The 23830-nt window shown below is 69.3% G+C and carries 15 protein-coding genes and 2 pseudogenes; 10 read left to right on the top strand and 7 right to left on the bottom strand.

Going from position 1 to position 23830, the window contains the following annotated elements:
- Positions 1-2: 2 nt before the first annotated feature.
- Together dgoD and DTO57_RS11080 are read right to left on the bottom strand one after the other, a co-directional pair.
- Entirely contained in the window at positions 3-1145 is a 1143-nt protein-coding gene (gene dgoD, locus DTO57_RS11085) for a galactonate dehydratase (protein ID WP_114118285.1), read from the bottom strand.
- Positions 1142-1846: a FadR/GntR family transcriptional regulator gene (locus tag DTO57_RS11080; protein WP_114118284.1), complete on the bottom strand. Its 705-nt coding sequence runs from the start codon at positions 1844-1846 to the stop codon at positions 1142-1144. The genes dgoD and DTO57_RS11080 overlap by 4 nt, the downstream gene beginning before the upstream one ends.
- 42 nt (positions 1847-1888) lie before the next feature.
- Between DTO57_RS11080 and DTO57_RS11075 the strand changes: the two genes are divergently transcribed.
- Both DTO57_RS11075 and DTO57_RS11070 read left to right on the top strand, forming a co-directional pair.
- Positions 1889-2803 carry a sugar kinase gene (locus tag DTO57_RS11075; RefSeq protein ID WP_114118283.1) on the top strand — a complete coding sequence of 305 codons (915 nt, stop codon included), beginning with the start codon at positions 1889-1891 and terminating at the stop codon, positions 2801-2803.
- Positions 2800-3399: a bifunctional 4-hydroxy-2-oxoglutarate aldolase/2-dehydro-3-deoxy-phosphogluconate aldolase gene (locus tag DTO57_RS11070; RefSeq protein WP_114118282.1), complete on the top strand. Its 600-nt coding sequence runs from the start codon at positions 2800-2802 to the stop codon at positions 3397-3399. Before DTO57_RS11075 ends, DTO57_RS11070 begins: the two co-directional genes overlap by 4 nt.
- 71 nt (positions 3400-3470) lie before the next feature.
- On the opposite strand, the pseudogene DTO57_RS11065 reads toward DTO57_RS11070, so the two are convergent.
- Positions 3471-4795 (bottom strand): annotated as a pseudogene (locus tag DTO57_RS11065) (Gfo/Idh/MocA family protein).
- A gap of 233 nt (positions 4796-5028) precedes the next feature.
- On the opposite strand from DTO57_RS11065, the gene DTO57_RS11060 reads away from it, so the two are divergent.
- The 5 genes from DTO57_RS11060 to DTO57_RS11040 all read left to right on the top strand — a co-directional run bounded on the left by DTO57_RS11060 (position 5029) and on the right by DTO57_RS11040 (position 10350).
- Positions 5029-6330: an ABC transporter substrate-binding protein gene (locus DTO57_RS11060; RefSeq protein WP_114118281.1), complete on the top strand. Its 1302-nt coding sequence runs from the start codon at positions 5029-5031 to the stop codon at positions 6328-6330.
- 70 nt (positions 6331-6400) lie between these two features.
- Positions 6401-7381, top strand: coding sequence for a carbohydrate ABC transporter permease (locus DTO57_RS11055; RefSeq protein WP_373285641.1), 981 nt, complete (start codon positions 6401-6403; stop codon positions 7379-7381).
- The gene (locus DTO57_RS11050; protein WP_114118280.1) at positions 7378-8271 is read left to right on the top strand and encodes a carbohydrate ABC transporter permease; all 894 of its coding nucleotides are present in this window, start codon (positions 7378-7380) and stop codon (positions 8269-8271) included. Before DTO57_RS11055 ends, DTO57_RS11050 begins: the two co-directional genes overlap by 4 nt.
- A gap of 9 nt (positions 8272-8280) precedes the next feature.
- Positions 8281-8934, top strand: coding sequence for a hypothetical protein (locus DTO57_RS11045; protein ID WP_162785753.1), 654 nt, complete (start codon positions 8281-8283; stop codon positions 8932-8934).
- Between the two features lie 114 nt (positions 8935-9048).
- Positions 9049-10350, top strand: coding sequence for a glycoside hydrolase family 27 protein (locus DTO57_RS11040; RefSeq protein WP_229730403.1), 1302 nt, complete (start codon positions 9049-9051; stop codon positions 10348-10350).
- A 119-nt stretch (positions 10351-10469) separates the two neighbouring features.
- Here DTO57_RS11040 and DTO57_RS11035 read toward each other — a convergent pair whose 3' ends face one another.
- Complete coding sequence (locus tag DTO57_RS11035; RefSeq protein ID WP_114118278.1) at positions 10470-12665, bottom strand: beta-L-arabinofuranosidase domain-containing protein; 2196 nt, start codon at positions 12663-12665, stop codon at positions 10470-10472.
- A gap of 233 nt (positions 12666-12898) precedes the next feature.
- Between DTO57_RS11035 and DTO57_RS14885 the strand changes: the two are divergent.
- Both DTO57_RS14885 and DTO57_RS14880 read left to right on the top strand, forming a co-directional pair.
- Positions 12899-15733: pseudogene (locus tag DTO57_RS14885) on the top strand (fibronectin type III domain-containing protein); the annotation flags it as partial.
- Positions 15734-16396: 663 nt separating this feature from the next.
- Complete coding sequence (locus DTO57_RS14880; protein WP_373285645.1) at positions 16397-18625, top strand: rhamnogalacturonan lyase; 2229 nt, start codon at positions 16397-16399, stop codon at positions 18623-18625.
- Positions 18626-18825: 200 nt separating this feature from the next.
- Here DTO57_RS14880 and DTO57_RS11025 read toward each other — a convergent pair whose 3' ends face one another.
- Positions 18826-19785: a LacI family DNA-binding transcriptional regulator gene (locus DTO57_RS11025; RefSeq protein WP_162785752.1), complete on the bottom strand. Its 960-nt coding sequence runs from the start codon at positions 19783-19785 to the stop codon at positions 18826-18828.
- A gap of 135 nt (positions 19786-19920) precedes the next feature.
- On the opposite strand from DTO57_RS11025, the gene DTO57_RS11020 reads away from it, so the two are divergent.
- Positions 19921-21453, top strand: coding sequence for an alpha-N-arabinofuranosidase (locus DTO57_RS11020; RefSeq protein WP_114118275.1), 1533 nt, complete (start codon positions 19921-19923; stop codon positions 21451-21453).
- Between the two features lie 130 nt (positions 21454-21583).
- Here the strand turns inward: DTO57_RS11020 and DTO57_RS11015 are convergent, their stop codons facing one another.
- The gene (locus DTO57_RS11015) at positions 21584-22627 is read right to left on the bottom strand and encodes a LacI family DNA-binding transcriptional regulator (RefSeq protein WP_229730402.1); all 1044 of its coding nucleotides are present in this window, start codon (positions 22625-22627) and stop codon (positions 21584-21586) included.
- Positions 22628-22712: 85 nt separating this feature from the next.
- Positions 22713-23720 (bottom strand): LacI family DNA-binding transcriptional regulator, encoded by a 1008-nt coding sequence (locus DTO57_RS11010; protein ID WP_114118273.1) that lies wholly within the window; start codon positions 23718-23720, stop codon positions 22713-22715.
- Between the last annotated feature and the right edge of the window lie 110 nt (positions 23721-23830).

The raw sequence follows: 23830 nt of genomic DNA, 5'->3' as shown, positions 1-23830 counted from the left end.
GATCACCATTCTGCAAAGGCGCCATCGTCATCGCGCCAGGTCGGCGAGATCCATTCGAATTCTGCCTTGTCCGCGGCGCGGACGGCGGCCTCGTCGATCTCGATGCCGAGGCCCGGGCTGGTGAGGCGCGGGATTGCGCCGTTCTCGGTCGTGAACACCGAGGTGTCGACGAGGTAGTCGAGCAGGTCGGCGCCCTTGTTGTAGTGAATGCCGGCGCTGATCTCCTGGATGAGGAAGTTGTGCTTCGCGAACGCGATCTGCAAGCTCGAGGCAAGCGCGATCGGGCCGAGCGGGCAGTGCGGCGCCACGTGTACGCCCCATACCTCGGCCATCGTCGTGATGCGCGCGACCTCGGAGATGCCGCCCGCGTGGGAGATATCGGGTTGAGCAACCGAGATGCCCGCTTCAAAGGCAGGCAGGAAATCCTGGCGGCTGAACAGTCGTTCACCCGTCGCGATCGGCACGCCGAGGTTCGTGAGCTGGGGAAGCAGATGCGTCTGCTCCGGCACGACGGGCTCCTCGATGAAGAGCGGTCCGGTCTCGGCCAGGCGCGGTATCATGCGGCGCGAGTCCACGATCGACATGCGTCCGTGGAAATCGATCGCGAAGTCGCCTTCGCGACCCAGCGCCGAGCGCGCCTCCTCGGCGCGGGCCACGACGCTATCGAGCTCGGCGTTCGTCGAGATCGCGCGAGTCCGACCGATCGCATTCATCTTGATGGCGGTGGATCCTTTCTCCACCTGCTCGCGCACCGCGTCCGCGATCTCGGCGGGCTCGTCACCGCCGACCCACGAGTAGTAGCGCACCCGGTCACGCACGGGGCCGCCGAAGAGTTCGTGCACGGGCACCCCGTGCATCTTCCCCTTGATGTCCCACAGCGCCTGGTCGATGCCGGCGACGGCACTCGAGAGGATCGGGCCGCCGCGGTAGAAGGTGCCGCGCGTCATGTGGATCCACAGGTCTTCGATGCGCGACGGATCCCTGCCGATCAGCAGCGGGCGTAGCTCCTCGACGGCGGTCTGCACCGTGCGGGCGCGGCCCTCGAGCGACGGCTCGCCCCAGCCGACGAGCCCCGTGTCGGTCTCGATGCGGCAGAGCAGCCACCGCGGGGCGACCAGGAAGGTTTCGATGCGTTCGATCTTCACGGGCGTACTTTCGTGTGTGCGGCGACGGCGTCGTCCGACGCTCGTCCCAGGAGGTCATCGGTGGCGCTCCGCGCGGCGGCTGCGTCGCCCGCGGCGATCGCGTCGAGCAGGGTCGCGTGTAACGCGAGCGCGGCGGACCCCGGCACCTGCGCGTGCACGACGCGGTCGCGCTCCTCGAAGAGGGAGCGCGTAAGCAGTTGCACGCGGGCCAGGAGGTCGTTCTTCGTCGCGCGGAAGATCGCGCGGTGGAACGCGAGGTCCGCCGCGGTCTCCCCCGCCGAATCCCTTGCATGCTGCATCTCGGCGAACGCCTCGCGGAGGGCGGTCACATCGTCGTCGTTCCGGCGTTCGGCCGCGAGTTCCGCCGCTGCAGGCTCGAAGATCGCGCGGATCTCATCGAGCTCTCGGAGCATGTGGGGGAGCGTCTCGGGCGTGATCTCCCACGCGAGGACGTCCGGATCCAGCAGGTTCCAGCTGCTTCGTGGCTGCACGAAGGTGCCACGGCGCTGACGGGCATCGACGAGCCCCTTGCCGGCGAGCACCTTGAGCGCCTCGCGCACGACGGTGAGGCTGACGTCGTGGTCCACCTGGACTCGATCGAGGTCGAGCGTCTCGCCCTCGGCGATATCGCCTCGGACGATCGCGCGGCCTATCGCATCGACCACCAGGCCGTGTCGACCGCGGCCGTTGTAGCTCGTCATCCCGCCTCCTCAATAATTCATAATAATTATATGATGGATGGCATGACCCCCTTCGACGCCATCACGATTGGCGAGACCATGGTCGCGCTCGTGCCGGACGACGCGAAGCCCATCACGGACAAGAGCCGCATGGTGCTGCGCGTCGCGGGCGCCGAATCGAACGTGGCGACATCGCTCGCCCGCCTCGGTCACTCGGTCCGCTGGGTGAGCGCCGTCGGCGCGGATCCGTTCGGCGAGATCATCACGAACGAGCTCGCGGCCGCGGGTGTCGACCTCGGCGCCGTGACGCTGTCGGGCGACGCGCCCACGGGCATCTTTGTGAAGAACCCGCAGGGGGAGTCGACTCGCGTGCACTATTACCGCCGGGGATCCGCCGCCGCGCGCATGACTCCCGGGGTGATCACAGGTGACGCGCGACTCGTGCACATCAGCGGCATCACGCCCGCTCTGAGCGAGAGTTGTCGGGAGCTGACGGAAGCCGTCATGGAGTTCGAAGCGACCGTCAGTTTCGACGTGAACTATCGTCCCGCGCTCTGGCGCGACATCGGCGAGGCCGCCGGGGTCCTGGCCGGGCTCGCGCGCCGGGCCGACATCGTCTTCGTCGGACGCGACGAGGCTGAGGAGCTCTGGGGCACGGCCACCGCCGAAGACGTGCGGGACTTCCTGCCCGAGCCACGGATTCTCGTCGTGAAGGACGCCGCGATCGAGGCCGTCTCGTTCTCCGCCGAGGGGACGGTACGCGTGCCCTCGCGGCGCGTCGAGGTCGTCGAACCCGTTGGTGCGGGCGACGCGTTTGCCGCCGGCTGGCTCAGCGGATATCTCGACGATCGTGCGGCGCGCGAGTGCCTGCTAATCGGCCATCTGCTCGCGTCCCGCACCGTCCAGATCGTCGGCGACTGTCCCGAGGTGCCCGCCGCCGACGAGATCCAGGCCTATCTTTCGGAGGACCAGCAATGAATGACATGTTCGACTTCGCGTTCGCCAGCACTCGCGTGATGGGAATCTTCCGCGGCAAGTCTCCTGCCGACACCGTGCGGCTCTGCCGTGCCGCCTGGGACGCGGGCGTCGTGGCGGTCGAGGTGCCCGTGCAGAACGACGCGGCCTTCGACGCGCTCGCCGCGGCTGCGGCTGAACGCGGCGAGGGTCGGCTGATTGGCGCCGGAACCGTGCGCACGCCCGAGCAGCTGCGTCGCGCCGTCGATGCCGGGGCGCAGTTCACAGTCGCGCCGGGAACCGACACCGACATCATTGCGCTCTCGATCGAGCTGGGCGTGCCTCACCTGCCGGGTGTCGCCACCTCGAGCGACATCCATCGCGCCCTGCTCGCCGGCGCGCAGTGGGTCAAGGCCTTTCCCGCGGCCGAGCTCGGCGCCTCGTGGATCACCGCCCAGCTCGCGCCGTTCCCCGAGGCGAAGTTCGTCGCGACGGGCGGGATCAGCGCCTCGAACGGCGCCGAGTTCATCGCCGCGGGCGCGCGAGGCCTCGCCATCGGGTCGGCGTTCGAGAACCCCGAGCTGCTCGCGGCGATGAAGGCCCAGGGACTACTGGGCTAAGCCTCCACAACTCCACTTTTCTCCCACATCTCCTACGCTCATGCGGCGAGAATTGTGGGAGAAAAGTGGAGTTAGCCCAGTAGCTTCACGCCGAGCTCCGATGTCTTGACGGGGAGGCCGGTCCCGAGGGAGATGTTGCCCGCGATGCCCACCGCGATCGACCTCACCCCGTCGCTCCAGTCCGCGGGCCGCGCCAGCGGGTCCTCGCCCGGGCCGAGGAACAGGTCATCGAGCAGGAGCCGGTCACCGCCGCCGTGCCCGCCGGGGCCCGAGACGATGTCGATCTCGACGGGTTCTTCCCAGTGGCGCTGCAGGATCAACCGGTCGCCCACGGGCCGCAACGAGTCGGCCTCGACGGCACTGTAGGAGGGGTCGAGCACGGGGTGCAGGCCCTCGCTCTCGGCCAGCGATCCGCGTTCGACGACGTCGAGCTCGACGCGGCCCTCGGTGCCGTTGACGGCGACGCGGTACCCCTCCCAGGGGGGAGTGGGCGTTGAGGGAGTAGCTGAGGGTGGCGCCGGAGGCGTAGTCGACGATGAGGGCGAGGTTGTCTTCGATGGTGATGCCGTCGGTGAACACGTCCGTGTCGCGGATGTAGCCGTCTTCGGCTTCGGCGTCGAGGTAGAGCGCTTGCAGACGCGGGTCGTCGCGCAGGTCGAGCTCGAACGGGTCGTGGGTGCCTTCGTGGGTGCCGCGAGGGGGACGGGCGGGCAGGCCGCGGGAGGCGGCGTTGTCGGATCCGTAGAAGCGCAGGGCGCCGGAGGCGTAGACGCGGCGGGGTGCGGAGTCGATCCACCAGTTCACGAGGTCGAAGTGGTGGCTGGATTTGTGTACGAGGAGGCCACCGGCGTTGGTCTTGTCGCGGTGCCAGCGGCGGAAGTAGTCGGCGCCGTGCTTGGTGTCGAGCATCCAGGAGAAATCGATCGAGGTGACGGTGCCGATGCGGCCGGATTGGATGACCTCGCGCAGTGCGGAGTTGCGGGGGGAGTATCGGTAGTTAAAGGTGACGACCACGTTCCGGCCGGTGCGGGCGACGGCGTCTTCGATCGCGGCGGCGGATTCGGCGTCGATGGTGAGGGGTTTTTCGACCATGACGTCGATGCCGGCCTCAAGGCAGCGGATGATGAGGGTGGCGTGGGTGTCGTCGCGGGAGGCGATGATGGCGCGGTCGATGTTCTCGTCGCGGATCATCTGTTCGAGCTCGTTCGGGTTCCACACCGTGGGGGGGGCGGGGGCTCCGTTAGCCGTCGCCCGGGCGACGTAGTAGGTCGCGGGCGGTGTTGGGGTCGCAGAGCGCGGCCAGCGTCGTCGTCTCGGGGTAGAGCGTGGTGATGGCATCGACGTACATCTCGGCGCGGTGGCCGGTACCGTCAATGGCATAGCGAGTGGTCGTCATTGATCTCTTCCTCCCAGGTGATGAGAACGTTCACATTAGCGAACGACGCGCGAGGTGCGGAAAACCGGGGCATGCGAGACGGCGTGCTCGTCCACCAGCCCGTTATTGTCACAAATTTGCAACGGCATCTTGTTGAAACGTTTTTTGTATCGCTACAATCGCGATTGGGCCCTCGCCGATGAGGGGATACCGAGAGGACTTGCCGCGATCGCGGCGGTTTCGAAAGGACGAAGATGTTCACGAAGAAGCGACTGCTGGGCGGCATCGCCCTGGCGGCGAGCGCGGCCATCGCGCTGACGGGCTGCTCGAATGGATCCGGTGCGCCGGCCTCGGGGGAGGCTCAGGAGTTCGACCCGGACGAGAAGGTCACGCTCACCCTCGCCTTCTGGGGCGACGAGACGCGCGCGGGCTTCTACGACGAGGCCATCGCGGCCTTCAACGAGGAGTACCCGAACATTACTGTGAACGCCTCGTTCCTCGACTACGCGGGCTTCTGGGAGAAGCGCCAGACCGAGGCCGCGGGCGGCGGCCTGCCCGACGTGATGCAGTTCGACTACTCGTACCTGCGCCAGTACGGCGAGAACAACCTGCTGCTCGACCTCGCCCCGTACCTGGGCGAGGAGATCGCGACGGATGCAATCCCCGAGTCGGCCGTCAACATCGGCGTCGTGGGCGACAAGACCGTCGGCCTGCCGACCTCGACGAACGCCTGGGCGCTCTTCCAGAACGCCAACCTCGCCGACGAGCTCGGCGTGGGAACCTTCCCCGACGGCGGCACATACGAGGAGTACGAGCAGTGGATCTCCGACGCGACCGAGGCCGGCAACGGCGAGGCGTGGGGCGCGGGCGAGTTCACCGGCATCATCCAGTTCTTCGAGCTCTACCAGCGCTCGAACGGCAAGGACCTCTTCACCGACGACGGCCAGCCCAACTTCACCGAGGAAGAGCTCGCGAACTTCTGGAAGCTCGGCGAGGACGTGCGCGGCGGCGAGGGCATCACGACCCCCGAGGCCATGGAGTTCGACCCGGTCGGCGCGTTCGCCTCGGGCAAGCTCGCCGCGGAAATGACGTGGGACAACTTCGGTGCCGGCTACCTCGCGCAGCTGCCCGAGGGCTACCAGGACCTCGAGATCACGGCCCCGCCGGTGTGGGTCGAGGGTGCGAAGGACCTTTACCTCAAGCCCTCGATGCTGCACACGATCTCGGCGAAGACCGAGCACCCCGCCGCGGCGGCCGTGCTGGTCGACTTCCTCATCAACAGCCCCGAGGTCGGCGCGATCTTCGGCACCAACCGCGGCCTGCCGGTCTCGCAGACGCAGCTCGACGGCGCTGACCTCGACGAGCTGAGCACGAAGGTGCGCGACTACGAGGCGTCGATCGCCGACCGCCTCGGCGACGCCCCGCCCGTTCCGATCAAGGCCTACGGCTCGCTCGAGGGCAAGTTCCGCGAGCTGGGCGAGGAGCTCGGCTACGGCACGAAGACGCCGGAGGACGCGGCCGCAGAGTTCTTCACCGAAATGGAAGCCGCTCTCTAAGAGCTGATTGTCGGCGCGGGCAGGGTCGAATACTGGCCCTGCCCGCGCGGGCTCGAGTCGAGGAGGACTTGTGACCAGCACGACCACGCGCGCCGTGGTGACGGATGGTGCGCCGAAGCGCGCGTCGCGTCAGCAGGTGCCGCATTCGAAGGGCGCCAGCGCCCGCCAGCGGCGCGACAACATCGCAGCGTATACGTTCCTGATCCCGTGGCTCATCGGATTCTTCGGCCTGACGGTCGGCCCGATGCTCTACACGCTGTACCTGTCGTTCACGAGTTACGACATCTTCTCGCCCCCGACGTGGACGGGCTTCGATAACTACATTCGCCTGTTCACGAAGGATCCGAACTTCATCCAGTCGGCGCAGGTCACGCTGATCTACGTGCTCGTCGGCACCCCGCTGAAGCTCGGCGTCGCGCTCGGAGCCGCGATGCTGCTCAACTACCGCGACACCGCGGCGAGCTTCTTCCGCTCGGCCTTCTACGTGCCCTCGCTCATCGGCGCCAGCGTCTCGGTCGCGATCGTGTGGCGCGCGATGTTCGTGAGCGACGGACCCGTCGACTCGGCCCTCAGCTTCTTCGGCATCAACCTCGGCGGCTGGGTCGGCAACATCAACCTCGTCGTGCCCATGATGATCCTGCTCGCGGTGTGGGGCTTCGGCGGCACGATGATCATCTTCCTCGCGGGCCTCAAGGGGATCCCCGCGGAGCTGTACGAGGCCGCCGACGTCGACGGCGCCGGCCCCTTCCGCAAGTTCCGCAACATCACGATCCCGATGCTGTCGCCCGTGATCTTCTTCAACCTGCTGCTCGAGACGATCGGCGCGTTCCAGGTCTTCGGATCCGCGTACATCATCTCGAACGGCACCGGCGGCCCCGCCGGAATGACCAACTTCTACACGCTGTACCTGTACAAGCGAGCCTTCACCGACGGGCAGATGGGCTACGCCTCGGCGATGGCCTGGGTGCTGCTGATCGTCGTCGCGATCGTGGCGGTCTTCATCTTCCGCTCGTCGCAGTCGTGGGTGCACTACGCGGGAGACGAAAAATGACCCTCACTACGCAGGCGGTCGTGACGGGCGTCGCGAAGCCGCAGCGCCGCATCAAGCGCAACACGTGGAAGACGGTCATCTGGCTCGTCGCCATGATCGTCATCGCGGCGATCATCCTCTACCCGCTCGTCTGGCTGACGCTCGCGACGCTCAAGCCGTCGAGCGAGTTCGGTACCAACCCGGGCCTCATCCCCGAGAACCCGACGTGGCAGAACTTCGTTAAGGTCTCGCAGGGCATCGCGGGTGTGCCGATGTGGCGCTTCTTCTGGAACACCATCGTGCTGTCGGTCATCGCGACCGCCGCGACGGTCGTCTCGCACGCGCTCGCCGCCTACGCGTTCGCGCGCATCACGTTCAAGGGATCCAAGATCCTGTTCACGTGCATGATCGCGACCCTGCTGCTGCCGTTCCACGTCGTGATCATCCCGCAGTACATCATCTTCAATAACCTGAACCTCGTCGACACGTACGTGCCGATCCTCATCGGCAAGTTCCTCGCCACCGAGGCGTTCTTCGTGTTCCTGATCATGCAGTTCATCCGCTCGATCCCGCGCGAGATCGACGAGGCGGCGCGCATCGACGGGGCGGGCCACGCGCGCATCTTCTTCTCGATCATGATGCCGCTCATCGTGCCGACGCTCACGACGGTCGCGATCTTCACCTTCCTCGGTCAGTGGAACGACTTCTTCGGACCGCTGCTCTACCTGACCTCGCCGGAGAACTACCCGCTGTCGATGGCCCTGAAGATGTACAACGACCAGACGAGCGTCTCCGACTACGGCGCGACGACGGCGGCGTCGTTCATCGCGCTCGTGCCGGTGCTGCTCTTCTTCGTCATCTTCCAGCGCTTCATCATCACCGGCATGGCGGCCGGCGCGGTCAAGGGATAGGTGGTCACGATGGGCAGGAACATCACGCGCGCGCAGAAGGAGGCGCGCCGCGCCGACCTCTCCGGAAGCGGCCCGACGCGGCGCGGGGAGAGCGACGCCGCGGGCGCGCTCTCGCCGTTCCAGCTGTTCGGCGAGGCGATGCTGACGGGCATTCTCGTCGCCGTCGCGTCGGTGCCCATCGTCACCCTCCCCGTCGCGCTCGCCGCCGGATCCCGCCACCTGACGGCGTTCATCCGCGGCGACGCGTCGCCGTGGGCGACCTTCTGGCGCGAGATCCGCGCGGGGCTCGCCGGATCCGCGGGCCTCGGGCTCGGCCTCGTCGCCTTGAGCCTCGTGTTCGTCGCGAACACGGCGCTCGCGCGCACGGGCGCGCTCCCCGGCGGGGTCGCGATCGCCTGGATCACCGGATCCGTGACGGTCGTGTTCGCGACCGCGATCGCGCTCGCCGGCACGGCGTGGGATCCGGAAACCGGCTGGATCCCCGCGCTCCGCGCCGTGCCGGCGCTCGCGGGCGCGGATCCGCTCGGCACGCTCTTGTTTGTCGTGTCGATCGTGCTCGTCGTGTTCTTGACGATGGTGCTCGTGCCGCTCATCGTGCCGCTGCTCGGCTGCCTCGCGCTCGCGATGGTCGCGATCCCGATGCGCCGCGGCGTGGCGGGGTAATTCCTCACTTTCCCCCGCCCCCTGCAATTCTCCGCGCGATCGTATGCGAATCGCATACGATCGCGCGGAGAATTGCAGATTTGGGGCCCGACTCCTCAGAGCAAGGACAACGCAATGACGCTGCGCAAGACCGCCACCCCGCCGATGGGGTGGAACAGCTGGGATGCCTTCGGCACCACCGTCACCGAAGACGAGGTGCTCGAGAACGCCCGCTTCATGGCCGAGCACCTGCTGCCGTACGGCTGGGACACGATCGTGATCGATGCCGATTGGGCGGATCCGGGGGCGCGGGCGCACGGGTACAACGAGCACGCCGAGCTCGTGATCGATGCGCACGGGCGGCTGCTGCCGGATCCGGTGCGCTTCCCGAGCGCCGCCGGCGACGCGGGCTTCGGGCCGCTCGCGGAACGGATCCACGCGCTTGGGCTCAAGGTTGGGTTCCACGTGATGCGCGGGATCCCGGACGTCGCGGTCGCGGCCGACTCGCCCATCGCGGGCACGTCGCTCACCGCGTCGCAGATCGCGGATCAGGCGAACCGGTGCGAGTGGAACCCGCACTACGCCGGGCTCACCGCCGAGGGCGTGCAGGCGTATTACGACTCGTGCCTGGCGCTCTATGCCGAGTGGGGCATCGACTTCATCAAGGCCGACGACATGCTGTGGCCCTATCAGCGCGCCGACATCGAGGCGTACGCCGCGGCGATCGAGAAGGCGCCACGCGACATCGCGCTCTCGCTGTCGCCGGGGCGCCACATGTCGATGGCGCACCTCGAACACCTGCGCGAGCACGCGACGATGTGGCGCGTCAGCGACGACATCTGGGATAGCTGGACCGACATCGAGCCGAACTTCGCCCGCCTCGCGCGGTGGGCGCCGCACGCGTCGGCCGACGGCTGGCCCGACGGAGACATGCTGCCCCTCGGGCGGATCGGCGTGCGCGCGGAACGCGGCGAGCCGCGCGAGGCCCGCTTCACCCCCGCGGAGCGCCGCTCGATCGTCACGCTCTGGACGATCGCGCGCTCGCCGCTGATGATCGGCGGGCACCTGCCCGAGTCGGATCCCGAGACCGTCGCGCTCTTCACGAACGCCGACGTGCTGTCGATTCTCGCGTCATCGCGCAACAACCGCGAGCTCTTCCGCGAGCGCGACCTCGTCGTGTGGGCGGCCGAGGGGCCGAACGGCGAGCGCTGGGCGGCCGTCTTCAACGAGCGCGACGTCGCCGCCGACGAGACGCTCGATGCGAGCTGGCTCGGGTTCGGATCCGCCCCCGGCCCGGTTATCGACGTCTGGACCGGGGACCCGGTGCCGACCGAGATCGCCTGCGAGCAGAGCCACGACGTCTACAGCGTGGCCCCCGGCAGCACCGCCCTGCGCCTGACACTCGAGCCCCACGGCTGCGTGCTGCTGCGGGTGTAGGGAGCGGGGCGCAATTCATCCATTTCCCCACCCCTCATCAACTCTCCGACAACTCTGCCACCGGCAACGGCAGAGTTGTCGGAGAGTTGATGAATTGAGGGTGCGGGAACCGCGCCCGCCTACCGGTCCGAGTCGCCCGCGAGCAGGCGGGCCTCCGTGAGGCGCGGGGTGGGGGATCCGGAGATCTCGATCTCGTGGGTGACGGTGCCGGGATCCGCGCCGAGGGCGATGTCGAGCGACGATCCCGAGACCGAGGCAGCAGACAAGAGAACCCGCCCACCCACGCTCACCCGCAGGGTCGCCGCGTCGTCGCCGCACCAGGCGAGGCGCAGGGTGTCGGCGGTGCCGCTCCAGTCGTTGAGGGTCACGCGGATCCGCGACGACGTGCGCCGCCACCGCACGTCGCCCTCGCGGCCGATCTGCTCGTCGTCGGCGACGAGGCCGTGGTCCGACTCGGGCTGCTGTTCGCCGAAGGTCACGACGTCGCGCGTGCGGGCCTCAAGTCCGAGGGACGCGGCGTCGATCCGGGCGAGCTCCTCGAGATCGCCGAGCGGCCACGCGAGCGTGCACCGGGCGTCGTGGATCCCGTTGAACGGCTCGAGCTCGATCGGCCCGCGCGACGACGGCACGCGCACGCGCCCCGGCCCCGTGCGCTCGGCGTGCACGAGGTCGAGCACGGGCGTCTCGGCGAGCGGCCGCAGGGGGCCGACGGCGATGTGGCTCATCCGCGCCTCGGATCCGCGGTACGCGACGGTGTCGTCCGGGATCCGCTGGGCGAGCACGTCGGGTCCGTCGACGACAAAGCCCCAGGCGGATCCGTCGCTCGCGTGCTCGAAGCGCAGCGAGCGCGGGTAGGCGATCGTGACGGTCGCGGATCCGCCCTCCACCTCGACGCGCAAGCGCGCGCCGGGCTCGGCCGTGGCGCCCGTCTCGGCGCCCGTCGCGAAGCCGCAGACCCAGTCAGGCACGAGGATCGACAGCGTCACGGGGTAGTCGGAAGAGACCGTGATGGTGACCGACAGCGCGAGCCCCACCTCGGCGACGGTCTGGGCGACGCGCACGCCGTCGGCGTCCCACGTCGCGGGCACCGGCGCGTTGACGCTGACGACGGATCCCTCGCGCGCGAACGCGAGCGCGCCGTGCAGCGCCTGCGCCTCGAAGCCCGACCCCATGCAGCACCAGAACCCCTCGGCCTCGGCCGAGTACACCCGGTAGTGCGCGGGGCGCTGCGGCGTGAAGTAGGCGAGCCCGCCGTGCTCCGGGTGCTGCGCGGAGCGCAGGTGGTTGCGGCGCCCGCGCTCCGCGAATTGCAGGTAGCGGTCGTCGCCCGTGAGCGCGTGAAGCTCGGCGGCGAGCTTGATCATGTTGTGCGTGTTGCAGGTCTCGGGGCCCTCGCGCGCGATGAACATGCTCGCGAGCGACGAGTCGAAGTGCTCGCGCACGCTATTGCCGCCGATCGCGACGGATCGGTGCCGGGCGACGCGCTCGAAGAAGACGCGGGCGGCGGATCCCTCGTACGCCTCGACCGCCGGCACGAGCTCCGGGGCGACGAGCCGCGCCGCGCGCTCGATCGTCGCGAAGCCGACGACGACGGGGATCCGGGTGTTCGCGTGCAGGCCGTCGAGCTCGTCGCGGCTGGCGGCGAGCGGATCCGCGAGAACGCGCGGCACGAGCCGGCGCGCCAGCGCGAGGAAGTGCGCGTCGCCCGTGAGGATCGCGAGGCGCGCGAACGACTCGGTGAGCCCGCCGAACTCGCACTCGAGCACGCGCTGCAGCGCGTCGTCGTCGAGCGCGTCGAGCTGTTCGCGCCACCACGCCGCGTAGGCGAGGAGCACGTCGCGCGCGGCGCCGTCGCCGATCTCGGCGGCGTCGATGAGGCCCGCGAGCACCTTGTGCAGGTTGTACAGCGGTACCCAGCGGTCGTTGAGCGCGAAGGCCCCGGCGTCGATCCGCCCGGCGCGCAGCTCGTCCCAGAGCGCGACCCCGCCCGGCACGCCGCCGATGTAACCGGATCCGAGAGCGGCCTGGCACTCGGCGAGCCCGGCAATGAGCGCCCGCCGCATCGCGGTGGTCCGCGGATCCCCGCCCGCCGAGAGCGTCGAAAGCGACGAGAGCACGTGCCCGGCGGTGTGGCCGTCGAGCCCCGTCGCCTCCCATCCGCCGTAGGTCTCGGCGTGGGGGAGGCCCGCCTCGCGCCGGAAGGGCGCGAGCAGGCGGTCGACGTCGAGCCGCAGCACGGTATCGCGCACCGTGTCGATCGCGCGACCATCGGCGCCCGCGACCACGACGGATCCGCGGGAGGGGAAAGAAATCATCGCGTCTCCATCGACGTGGTGCGGAGTGTATCGATACAGCCTACCCTCCCGTCAAGAGATTGAAACGTTTTTCAGAAACTACTTGATCGATACAAAAACTCCTGCCATGATCGAGCGGCAGGAGGGTCATAGCGACCCTCCGATCCCCGCGCGGCACCGTTATTCGGCGTGCCCGCGGTGCCGCATCCGCGGCTCGGAAGAACCTTCGATGGCGAAGTTCTAAGGAGAAAACGGTGGATCCATCCACGCAGCATTCCCGATCATCCCGCGCGAAATCGCGCCTCCGCAGGGGTGCCGGCGTCGGCACCGCGGCCGCGGTCGTCGCGACGCTCCTCGCGGCATCGCCCGCGACGGCGGCGCTCGACCCCGGCGAGGACGGCAGCTGGCGCTTCGATTTCGGCACGCCGACGAGCCCCGTCGCCGAGGGGTACCAGCAGGTCACGACCTCCTCGCTCTACACCGAGGAGCAGGGGTGGGGCATCACGCTGCCCGACGGCGCGAGCCTCTTCGACCGCGACCGCACCGGTAACCTCGCCGAGCCCGACGCCGTCGCGGAGGACTTCGTCGCAGGCACCGCCTGGGGCTTCCAGGTCGACGGCGTGCCCGACGGCGAATACGACGTGACCGTCACGATCGGCGACGCGCTGGTGGGAACCTCCGGCACCAACGCCACGCTCGAGATCGAGGGCGTCGCGCAGGACCGCATGACGACGGGCCGCGGCGGCACCACGACGGCGACCTTCCGCAGCGTCGTGACCGACGGCCAGCTCACGATCTCGATCACGGGCGGCGGCCTCGGCGCCTACATCAACGGCATCGTCGTGGCGCCGGCGCTGCCCGAGGCGCCCGCGGCCCTCGAGGCGACGAAGATCGCCTGGAACGGCGTGGGCCTCTCGTGGGGCGCGGTCGAGGGCGCGGCGAGCTACCGCGTGCTCCGCGCCGACGGTGAGGGCGACTTCGCCCAGATCGCCGAGACGGCCGAGGCGAGCTACACCGACGCCGACGTCGCGGCGGGCTCGAGCTACACCTACGCCGTCGTCGCCGTGAACGACTTCGGCGTCGAATCGGCGCGCAGCGAGAGCGTCGACAGCGGCGTGATCCCCGAGCTCGCGGCCCCCGCGACGCCCGCGGGCCTCGCGGTCTCGCGCGTGACCGACGGATCCGTCGTGCTCGTGTGGGACGCGACCGCGAACGCCGACGAGTACGTGCTCGAGCGCGCGGGCGCCGACGGATCCTTCGCTGAGATCGCGACCGTCGCGGAGCCCGGCTACACCGACGAGGTCGACACGTCCGCGGCGTGGAGCTACCGGGTCTCGGCGCGCAACACCGCCGGATCCTCGGAGGCGACGGGCGCGGTCACCTCGGCCGCGTACACGCGCCCCGAGGCCCTCCCCGAATTGGAGGCGGGCGACTCGGTCACCTTCGATTTCGGATCCGGCGCCCCCGCCGACGGCGCCCTGGGCGTCACGAGCGCGACCGCGTTCGACGACGAGTGGGGCTACGGCTTCTCGACCGCGCCGTCGGCCGCGACCGCCGACGTCGACCGCGGCACCGGCGACACCGTGCGCGGCGACTTCGTCGCGGCCGCGGGCGGTGTCTTCGAGATCGACCTGACCGCCGCTGACTACCAGGTCGACATCGTCTCGGGCGACGCCGAGAACGCCACGACCACGACCATCACGGCCGAGAAGATGGCGAAGGTGCAGGAAAACCCGCAGGCCGCGGGCGAGTACCTCGAGATGGGCTTCCCGATCGCGCTGATCGACGGCCGCCTCACGCTCGAGTTCGGCGGCGACGCCGCCGCGATCAACGCGCTGACGGTCACGCGCCTCGCGGCGCGCCAGGCCGCCGCGATCCCGACCGCCTACATCGCGGGTGACTCGACGGTGCAGACCTACGACCCGATCGCCTATGCGCCGCAGGCCGGCTGGGGCCAGATGATCGACCGCTTCCTCGCCGACGACATCGCCGTGGATAACCACGCGATCGGCGGCCGCTCGTCGAAGAACTTCATCACGCAGGGGCGCCTCGACGAGATCCTCCGGAACATTCGCCCGGGCGACTACCTCTTCGCGCAGTTCGGCCACAACGACGCCACGCAGGGCGTCGACGACCGCTACGCCTCGCCCGAGGACTACAAGGAGTACCTGCGCGAGTACATCCAGGGCGCCCGCCAGCGCGGCGCGACCCCGGTCATCGTCACGCCCGTCTCGCGCCGCTCGTTCAACGCCGACACCGGCGAGGCCAACGTGAGCTTCCCCGAGTACGTCGCGAAGGCGATCGAGGTCGCCGAGCAGGAGGACGCCCTGCTGGTCGACCTCTCGGCCTCGTCGCGCGCGTACCTGACCGAGATCGGCGCGGAGGCGGCGAAGGCCGTGTTCCTCCACGTGGATCCGGGTGTCTTCGCGAACCGCCCCGCGGGCACGGCCGACGACACGCACTTCCAGGAGTACGGCGCGATCCAGATGGCTCGCCTCGTCGCGCAGGACGTCGCCGAATTCGACGACCCCATCGCGGCGAAGGTGACCGACATCGAGGCGCCCGCCGAGGTTCCCGCGGTTCCGGCCGACGTCGTCGCCGGCGCTATCAGCAACGGCGGCGCCACGCTGCAGTGGACCGCCTCGCCGACCGCCGACATCTACAAGATCTACCGCCAGGACGCCCCGGACGGCGAGTGGACCCTCGTCGGCATGGTCACCCAGCCGAGCTCGCTCGTACAGGGTCTCGAGGAGGGGCGCACCTACAGCTACCGCGTCGTCGCGGTCAACGGCCGTGGCGAGTCCGAGCCGAGCGCGGCCGTGACCTTCACGACCAAGGAGGCGCTGTACAAGTACGACTTCCAGCTCTCCGGCAACCCCGTGATGGAGGGCTACACCGAGATCACCCCCGACACGCAGTACAGCGAGGAGACCGGCATCGGCTTCCTCCAGGCGCTGTCGGCCGATGCGGGCCGCGACCGCGGCGACCAGGGCGGCACCGCCGATAACCTCGCGCGCGACTTCGTCCTGCCGGGCGATAGCTCGACCTTCGCGCTCGACGTGCCGAACGGCACCTACTCGGTCAAGACCTACTCGGGCGACTTCATCGGCTCGAGCAAGACGAGCTTCCGCATCGAGGGCAAGGAGGCCGGCAGCGGTAACGCCGGCAAGGGCGGCGTCAACGAGACGCTGCGCGGCCCGTTCCTCGTGACCGACGGCCGCATCGACATCGAGGCGTACGGCGCTGCCGCGGGCTCGCGCCTCAACGGCCTCGAGATCACCCCGATCCTCCTCGGCCCGACCGGCCTCGAGGCGACCGACGTCGACGCGGATCCGGAATCGCCGGCGATCTCGCTCGCGTGGGACGACGTCGACGGCGTCAGCTGGAACGTCTACCGCACCTCGCTCTTCGACACCGCGCCGGTGCTGATCGACGCCGTCGACGAGCCCGGCTACACCGACACCGACGCGCGCGTGGGCCTCGAATACGAGTACTACGTCACGGCCGTCGACCAGACCGGCCTCGAGTCGGTGCCGAGCGAGTCGGTTCCCGTCTCGCTCGTCGACCCCGACGTCGCGCCGCCGGCGGCGGCGACCGGGCTCGAGGTGACGGACACCGAGAAGAACCTCGTCTCGTTCTCGTGGACCCCGGCCGACGACGCCGTCTTCCACCTCGTGTTCCGCTCCGAGAAGTCGGGCGAGCGCGGCGAGCTCATCGGCATCGCCGACGGCGACGAGTACGCCGACGACGACGTGCTGACGACGATTCCGTACTACTACACGGTCGTCGGCGTGAACGCCGGCGGCGCGGGCGACGACTCCGAGCAGGTCGCGACCGAGGCCATCACGACGCTCGAGCGCCAGACCGAGTACCTCGACCGCGCGCCCGTCGCGGTGCACGCCGACAACGGCGTGCTCGTCTCGTGGCGCATGCTCGGATCCGACCCCGACGACATCGCCTTCCACGTCTACCGCGACGGCGAGAAGATCACCGATGAGCCGGTCACAGGATCCACGAACCTGCTCGACGAGGCCGGATCCGACGGATCCGTCTACACCGTCACGCAGGTGCTCGACGGCAGCGAATACACCGCGACCGGCGACTTCGGCGTGCAGGCCGGCGACTACCTCTCGGTGCCGCTCGACAAGCCCGCCGACGGCTACACGAAGGACGGCCAGCCGTTCACCTACTCGGCGAACGACACGAGCGTCGGCGACATCGATGGCGACGGCACCTACGAGCTCTTCGTGAAGTGGGATCCGTCGAACGCGAAGGACAACTCGCAGGCCGGCTACACCGGCAACGTGCTGCTCGATGCGTACCGCCTCGACGGCACGCGGCTGTGGCGCATCGATCTCGGCCGCAACATCCGGGCCGGCGCGCACTACACGCAGTTCCAGGTGTTCGACTACGACGGCAACGGCAAGGCCGAGGTCATCATGAAGACCGCCGACGGCACGATCGACGGCGCCGGCACGCCCATCGGCAACGCCAGCGCCGATCACCGCAACAGCTCGGGATACGTGCTGCAGGGCCCCGAGTTCCTCACGGTGTTCGACGGCGCGACCGGAGCCGCGATCGACACGATCGACTACAACCCGCCGCGCGGCGACGTCGGCGCCTGGGGCGACGGCTACGGCAACCGCGTCGACCGCTTCCTGGCCGGCACCGCCTACCTCGACGGCGAGCACCCGAGCGCCATCTTCAGCCGCGGCTACTACACCCGCGCGGTCGTGGCGGCCTACGACTTCGACGGCGAGAAGCTCATCGAGCGCTGGGTCACCGACTCGAACGACGAGGCGAACGAGGCGCTGTTCGGTCAGGGTAACCACAACCTGTCGATCGCAGACGTCGACGGCGACGGCAAGGACGAGATCATCTACGGCTCGGCCACGCTCGACGACGACGGCGGGCTGCTCTACTCGACGGGCCTCGGCCACGGCGACGCGATTCACGTCTCCGACCTGATCCCCTCGCGGCCGGGCCTGGAGGTCTTCGCCGCCCAGGAGCACGTCTCGGCCGAGGGCGGCATGGGCGCCACGATGCGCGACGCCGCGACGGGCGAGATCCTCTGGTCGATCCCCGCGGTCCGCGACACCGGCCGCGCGGCGGCGGGCGACGTCGACCCGCGCTACGAGGGCGCCGAGGGATGGGCGATCGGCGGCGACTCGGCCTGGAACTCCGAGGTCGGGCAGCTCGTCTCGGCCGACGGCGAGGTCATCTCCGAGGCGATCCCGCCGGCGAACTTCCTCGCGTGGTTCGACGGGGATCCGCTGCGCGAGATCGTCGACCACACCTTCGACCAGGAGGGCTACTGGGGCTACCCGACGATCTCGAAGTGGAACTGGGAGACCGGCACCACCGACGTGATCCTCGCCGACGAGGGCGCGCGCTCGAACAACGGCACGAAGGGCACCCCGAACCTGCAGGCCGACCTGTTCGGCGACTGGCGCGAGGAGATCGCCTGGCGCAGCGCCGACTCGAGCGAGCTGCGCATCTACTCGACGACCGACGAGACCGAGCTGCGCCTGCGCACGCTGATGCACGACCCGGTCTACCGCCTGGGCGTCGCGTGGCAGAACACCGGCTACAACCAGCCCCCGCACACGAGCTACTTCCTCGGTGAGGGCATGGAGATGCCGGCCGCCCCGTCGATCCGCTACACCGTCGACGCCCCCGAGCCCGAGCTGATCGAGGGCTCGACCCACTCGGTCTCCGCCGAGATCACGCACCGCGCGATCGGCAACGGACTCGTGCTGACCGTCACGGTGACCAACACGTCGGACGACTTCGTCACGGCGCAGGTCGTCACCCCGTACGGCGAGAAGAAGATCCAGCGCCTGAAGGCCGGCGCGAGCCGCTCGATCGCCTTCCAGACGCGGTCCGACTCGTTCGACGCCGGATCCGTCGAGATCACCTACGTCGGCGACGACGGATCCGAGGGAACCCTCGTCGTCGACTACGAGGGGGTGACGGGCTAACGCCCGGCCGCGGCGGCCCTCCGGGGCCGCCGCGCGGCGCGGGGTCGCGCTATTCCGGGGTCGCCGCAATTCCTCACTTTTCCCACAGCTCATCAACTCTCCGACAAATCTGCCCACGGTAGCGGCAGACTTGTCGGAGAGTTGATGATTTAGGGCGCCGGCGCCGGCCCGGGCATGGGCCCTGGCCGGCGCCGCGCGGCCTACCGCGAGGACTCGCGCTCGATGAGCGTGTGCGGGATGGTGAAGGTGCGCGGCGGCACGGTGGATCCGGCCATGCGCTCGAGGAGGAACTCGAGCGCGGTGTGGGCGGTCACCGCGTGGTCGGGCGCGATCGTCGTGAGCGACGGCACCGTGAGTGCCGCGAGCGGAACGTTGTCGAAGCCCGTCACGAGCAGGTCGTCGGGCACGCGCAGCCCGGCGTCGGCCGCGCCGCGGATCGCGCCCACCGCGAGGTTGTCGGTAAACGCCGCGATGGCGTCGAACTCGAGCCCCTGCGCGAGGGCGGCGCCGACGGCGCGCGCGCTGGATCCGATATCGAGCGCCTCGATCTCGATGAGGATCGGCTCGAGCCCCGCGGCGGTGACGGCCTCGAGGTATCCGGCGCGGCGCGGATCCATGTCGGTGTCGGGGCGCTTGAGGTACGCGATCTTGCGGCGGCCCCGCGCGATCAGGTGCTCGGTCGCCTCGCGGGCGCCCTCGTGGTTCGGCATGATGATGTGGTCGAGCGGGGCGTCGAAGAGGCTCTCGCCGAGCAGCACGATGGGGTAGTCGACCTGCAGCAGGTCGGTGTCGGCGTCGGTGAGGCCGGCGGTCGAGAGCAGCAGCCCGTCGTAGAGGCGGTTGCGCGACGTCGAAACGACCTCGATCTCGGTCTCGCGGGTGGCGCCGGTCTGTTCGATCGCGACGCGCAGCCCGCGCTCCGCGGCCTCGTCGACGACCCGCGCGATGAGGTGCGCGAAGTACTGGTTGTCGATCTCGGGCACCGCGAAGCCGATCGTGCCGGTGCGCCCGGTGCGCAGGTTCCGGCCCGCGGCGTTGACGCGATAGCCGAGATCCTGAATCGCCGCGAGAACGCGCTCGCGGGTTTCGGGCTTGACGTGCGGGCGGGCGTTTACGACGTTCGACACCGTCATCGGCGAGACTCCGGCCGCCTGTGCCACGTCTTGCATCGTCACCATAGTGCTGTACCCCCGGGGATAGATTCTGTCATCCCGCACCTTTGCGGGCTTGACAGGAAGCGCGAACCACTCCAGTCTATGTAACGATACAAATAATTTCGTCACCTGCGAGGAAGCATGTCCCACGAATCCGCCCGCGTCGTCGTCAATCTCGACCTTCCGGGATCCCGCATCAGCCGTCACCTGTACGGTCACTTCGCCGAGCACCTCGGCCGCTGCATCTACGGCGGCTTCTTCGTCGGCGAAGACTCCGACATCCCGAACGAGGGCGGGATCCGCCTCGACGTCGTCGAGGCGCTGCGCGCGCTGCAGGTCCCGAACCTGCGCTGGCCGGGCGGCTGCTTCGCCGACGACTACCACTGGAAGGACGGCATCGGCCCGCGCGAAGAGCGCCCGCGCATGGTCAACTCGCACTGGGGCGACGTCGTCGAGGACAACTCGTTCGGCACGCACGAGTTCATGCAGCTCTGCGAGATGCTTGGCGCCGACGCGTACGTCAACGGCAACGTCGGCTCCGGCACCGTCCGCGAGATGAGCGAGTGGATCGAGTACCTCACGCGCGCCGACGACTCGCCCATGGCGGCGCTGCGCCGCGAGAACGGCCGCGACGAGCCGTGGAAGGTCCCGTTCTTCGGCATCGGCAACGAGGCGTGGGGCTGCGGCGGCAACATGCGCGCCGACGCCTACACCGACCTCGCGCGCCAGTATGCCACCTACGTGCGCGACCACGGCGACAACAAGGTCTACCGCATCGCCGCCGGCGCCAACGTCGACGACTACAAGTGGACCGCCGCGCTCATGCGCGGCCTCGGCTGCCTCGGCGGCTGCCCGGGCGAGAGCTCGTCGCCCTACCAGGCGCTGTCGCTGCACTATTACACGATGACGGGCCCGTGGGCCGATAAGGGATCCGCGACGGAGTTCACGGAGGATGAGTGGTACGTCGCGCTGTCGCGCGCGTTCCGCATCGAGGAGCTCCTCACCCGCCACAGCACGGTCATGGACGGCTACGACCCCGACAAGCGCGTCGGCCTCGTGCTCGACGAGTGGGGCACGTGGTGGAACGTCGAGGAGGGCACGAACCCCGGCTTCCTGTACCAGCAGAACTCGCTGCGCGACGCCCTCGTCGCCTCGGTGCACTTCGACGCGTTCCACCGCCACAGCGACCGCCTCGTCATGGCGAACATCGCGCAGACGGTCAACGTGTTGCAGGCGATGCTGCTGACGGATCCGGAATCCGGCGCGCTCGTGAAGACGCCGACGTATCACGTGTTCGAGATGAACACGGGCCACCACGACGCCGACTCGCTCGAGGCGCACGTCGTCGGCGCCGAGACCCGCGAGATCGACGGCCGCAGCCTGCCGATGATCTCGGCCTCGGCCTCGATCAAGGACGGCCGCGCGCTCATCTCGCTGTCGAACCTCGAGGCGAGCGAAGACCGCACGGTCACGCTCGACCTGCGCGGCGCCGAGCTCGGATCCGTGACCGCCCGGATCCTCACCGCCGCCGACACCGCCGCGCACAACACCCCCGAGAACCCGGACGCCGTCGCGCCCGTCGCCCACGAGGGTGTCCGCGCCCACGCGCGCGGCCTCGAGGTCGACCTGCCGGCCCACTCGTACGTCACGGTCTCGGTCGAGGTCACCGCGTAACCCACGGTCGCCACAAATCGTCGCCTCACGCACCGCCGAGGCGACGATTTATGGCGACCCACACCCTCTGGGTAGGGTCGCCACAAATCGTCGCCCCACGGTGGTGCGAGGCGACGATTTGTGGCGACCCTTAGGCGGGGGAGCGGCCGATCGTTGACTCGCGCACCGAGAGCGTCGGCTCGTAGACGATGTTTTCGACCTCGGTCGCGTCTCCCGCGATGCGCGCGAGCAGCAGCTCGGCGGCGCGGTGGCCCATCTCGCGCGCCGGCTGGCGCACCGACGTCAGCGGCACGGCCGCGATCGCCGCGAACTCGATGTCGTCGTAGCCGACGATGGCGATGTCCTCCGGCACCCGGATCCCGCGCGAAACGAGCGACGACACGATGCCGATCGCGAGGTGGTCGTTCGGGACGACGAGCCCGTTCGGGCGGTTCTGCGGCGCGCGGTCGGCGAGCTGTTGGCCGAAGGCGCGGCCGATGTCGGAGTTCACGCGGTCGGTCCAGATGCGCTCGAGGCTCGCACCGCCGTGCGCGTCGACCGCCTCCTCGGTTCCGAGCAGGCGGTCGCGGATCTGCCGCACCTCGGCGCGCGCGCCCACGAACGCGAGGCGCGTGCGGCCGAGCGAGAGCAGGTGCTCGGCCGCGAGCCGGCCGCCCGCGACGTCGTTGAACGACACCGACGAGAACTCGCCCGCGTCGTCGATCGCGTCCACGAACACCGTCGGGATCTTGCTGTCGCGCAGGCGCTGGATCCACGCCTCGGGGCCGCCGAACGGGCTCACGAGCATGCCGTCGACGTGCACCGACTCGAAGAGCTCGAGGTGGTCGCGCTCCTTCACGAGCTCGTCGTTGGTGTTGCCGACGAGCACGCGCCGCCCGCCGCGCGCGACGGCCGACTCGGCGCCGGCGACGAGATCCGCGAAGAACGGGTTCGCGATGTTGATGACCGTCATGCCGATGAGGCCGCTGCGGCCCTGGCGCAGCTGTTGCGCGGCGCGGAGAGGCACGTAGCCGAGCTCGTCCGCGGCCTGGCGCACGCGATTCGCGAGCTCGTCGCTGACCATGTCGGGGCGGTTGAGCGCATTCGACACCGTGCTGATCGATACTCCCGCCGCCGCGGCAACATCGCGGATCCCCACGCGCTTCACGCTGTTCTTCTCCTCAGGCCCCGCCACAATTCCTCAATCTTCCCCCACACCTGCAATTCTCCGCGCGCTCATCTGCGATTCGCAGATGAGCGCGCGGAGAATTGCAGAGTTGTTAGGCCCGCGGGGCCGCCATCGTCGCCCCGGGCACGTACTCGCACGGCAGGAGCTCCTGCAGCGGCGGATCCTCGGGCTCGGTCAGCCGCTGCAGAATCGCGTCGGCGCCCAGCCGCCCCAGCTCGGGGCCGGGGGTGCGCATGTAGCTCATGGGTGGATCCGTCATTGCGGCCATGTAATCGCTCGATCCGAGCGAGAGCACGCTGAGGTCCTCCGGCACCCGCACCCCGGCGTGCGCGAGCCCCGTCAGGAACCCCGGCGCGGCGTGCTCGTTGAGCAGGATCACGGCGGTCGCGTCGGGGTGATCGGCGGCGAAGCGCGCCCCGAGCTCGCGCCCCGCCGTCGGGTGCTCGAGGCAGGGGATCAGCGTCGCGGGGTCGCCGTGCGCCGCCGCGACCTCGCGGTACGCGCTTCGGGCACGGGCGTCGGCCCCGTGGTCGTACTTGACGCCCTCGCTGTAGATGTAGGCGATGTTGCGGTGCCCGAGCGCGGCGAGGTGCTCGTACGCCTCGCGCGCCGACGTCGCCATGTCGATGTCGACGTAGGGAAGCCCCGACGGATCCGCCGTGCGGCCGATCATCGCGAACGGCACGTTGTTCGTCGCGAGCGCCGAAACGCGCGGATCCGCGAGCTTCACCTCCATGAGAATCACGCCGTCGACGAGGCCGCCGCGGGCGAGCACGTCGATGTGCTCGACGTCGCTTCCGATGGGCCACAGGATGAGGTCGTAGCCGCGCTCGCGCGCGCGGCGCGCGGCGCTCGTGAAGAACTCGACGGCGGTGTGCGACAGGGTGCGCTCGAGGGTCGGGAAGAGCAGGGCGATGATGCTCGTGCGCCCCTTGGCGAGGGCGGCGCCGACCGGATTCCGGCGGAAACCGAGATCGCGCATCGCCGTCTCGACGCGCTCCCGCGTGCCGTCCGTGACGTGTTTCGTGCCGTTGACCACGAACGAGACGGTCGCGATCGAGACCCCCGCGTGCTCGGCCACATCCCGCATCGTCGCCATGCGGCACCTCCCCCGTATTTCGCGTCAGGTCTGTTGACACGCACTCCCATTATGTGTCATGGTGTACCCGAGTTTAAGCGCTTAACCATCTCGCGCAACACTCCACACAG

It is taken from the genome of Microbacterium sorbitolivorans (genome assembly GCF_003327285.1).
In the GTDB taxonomy this organism is placed as follows: Bacteria; Actinomycetota; Actinomycetes; order Actinomycetales; family Microbacteriaceae; genus Microbacterium; species Microbacterium sorbitolivorans.
This window is presented reverse-complemented; position numbering and strand designations above follow the sequence as displayed.

Excerpts from the sequence above, each read along its gene's own strand:
- DTO57_RS11080 (WP_114118284.1), bottom strand. The coding sequence starts at position 1,846 with ATGACGAGCTACAACGGCCGCGGTCGACACGGCCTGGTGGTCGATGCG.
- DTO57_RS11075 (WP_114118283.1), top strand. The coding sequence starts at position 1,889 with ATGACCCCCTTCGACGCCATCACGATTGGCGAGACCATGGTCGCGCTC.
- DTO57_RS11070 (WP_114118282.1), top strand. The coding sequence starts at position 2,800 with ATGAATGACATGTTCGACTTCGCGTTCGCCAGCACTCGCGTGATGGGA.
- DTO57_RS11060 (WP_114118281.1), top strand. The coding sequence starts at position 5,029 with ATGTTCACGAAGAAGCGACTGCTGGGCGGCATCGCCCTGGCGGCGAGC.
- DTO57_RS11050 (WP_114118280.1), top strand. The coding sequence starts at position 7,378 with ATGACCCTCACTACGCAGGCGGTCGTGACGGGCGTCGCGAAGCCGCAG.
- DTO57_RS11045 (WP_162785753.1), top strand. The coding sequence starts at position 8,281 with ATGGGCAGGAACATCACGCGCGCGCAGAAGGAGGCGCGCCGCGCCGAC.
- DTO57_RS11040 (WP_229730403.1), top strand. The coding sequence starts at position 9,049 with ATGACGCTGCGCAAGACCGCCACCCCGCCGATGGGGTGGAACAGCTGG.
- DTO57_RS11035 (WP_114118278.1), bottom strand. The coding sequence starts at position 12,665 with ATGATTTCTTTCCCCTCCCGCGGATCCGTCGTGGTCGCGGGCGCCGAT.
- DTO57_RS11020 (WP_114118275.1), top strand. The coding sequence starts at position 19,921 with ATGTCCCACGAATCCGCCCGCGTCGTCGTCAATCTCGACCTTCCGGGA.
- DTO57_RS11010 (WP_114118273.1), bottom strand. The coding sequence starts at position 23,720 with ATGGCGACGATGCGGGATGTGGCCGAGCACGCGGGGGTCTCGATCGCG.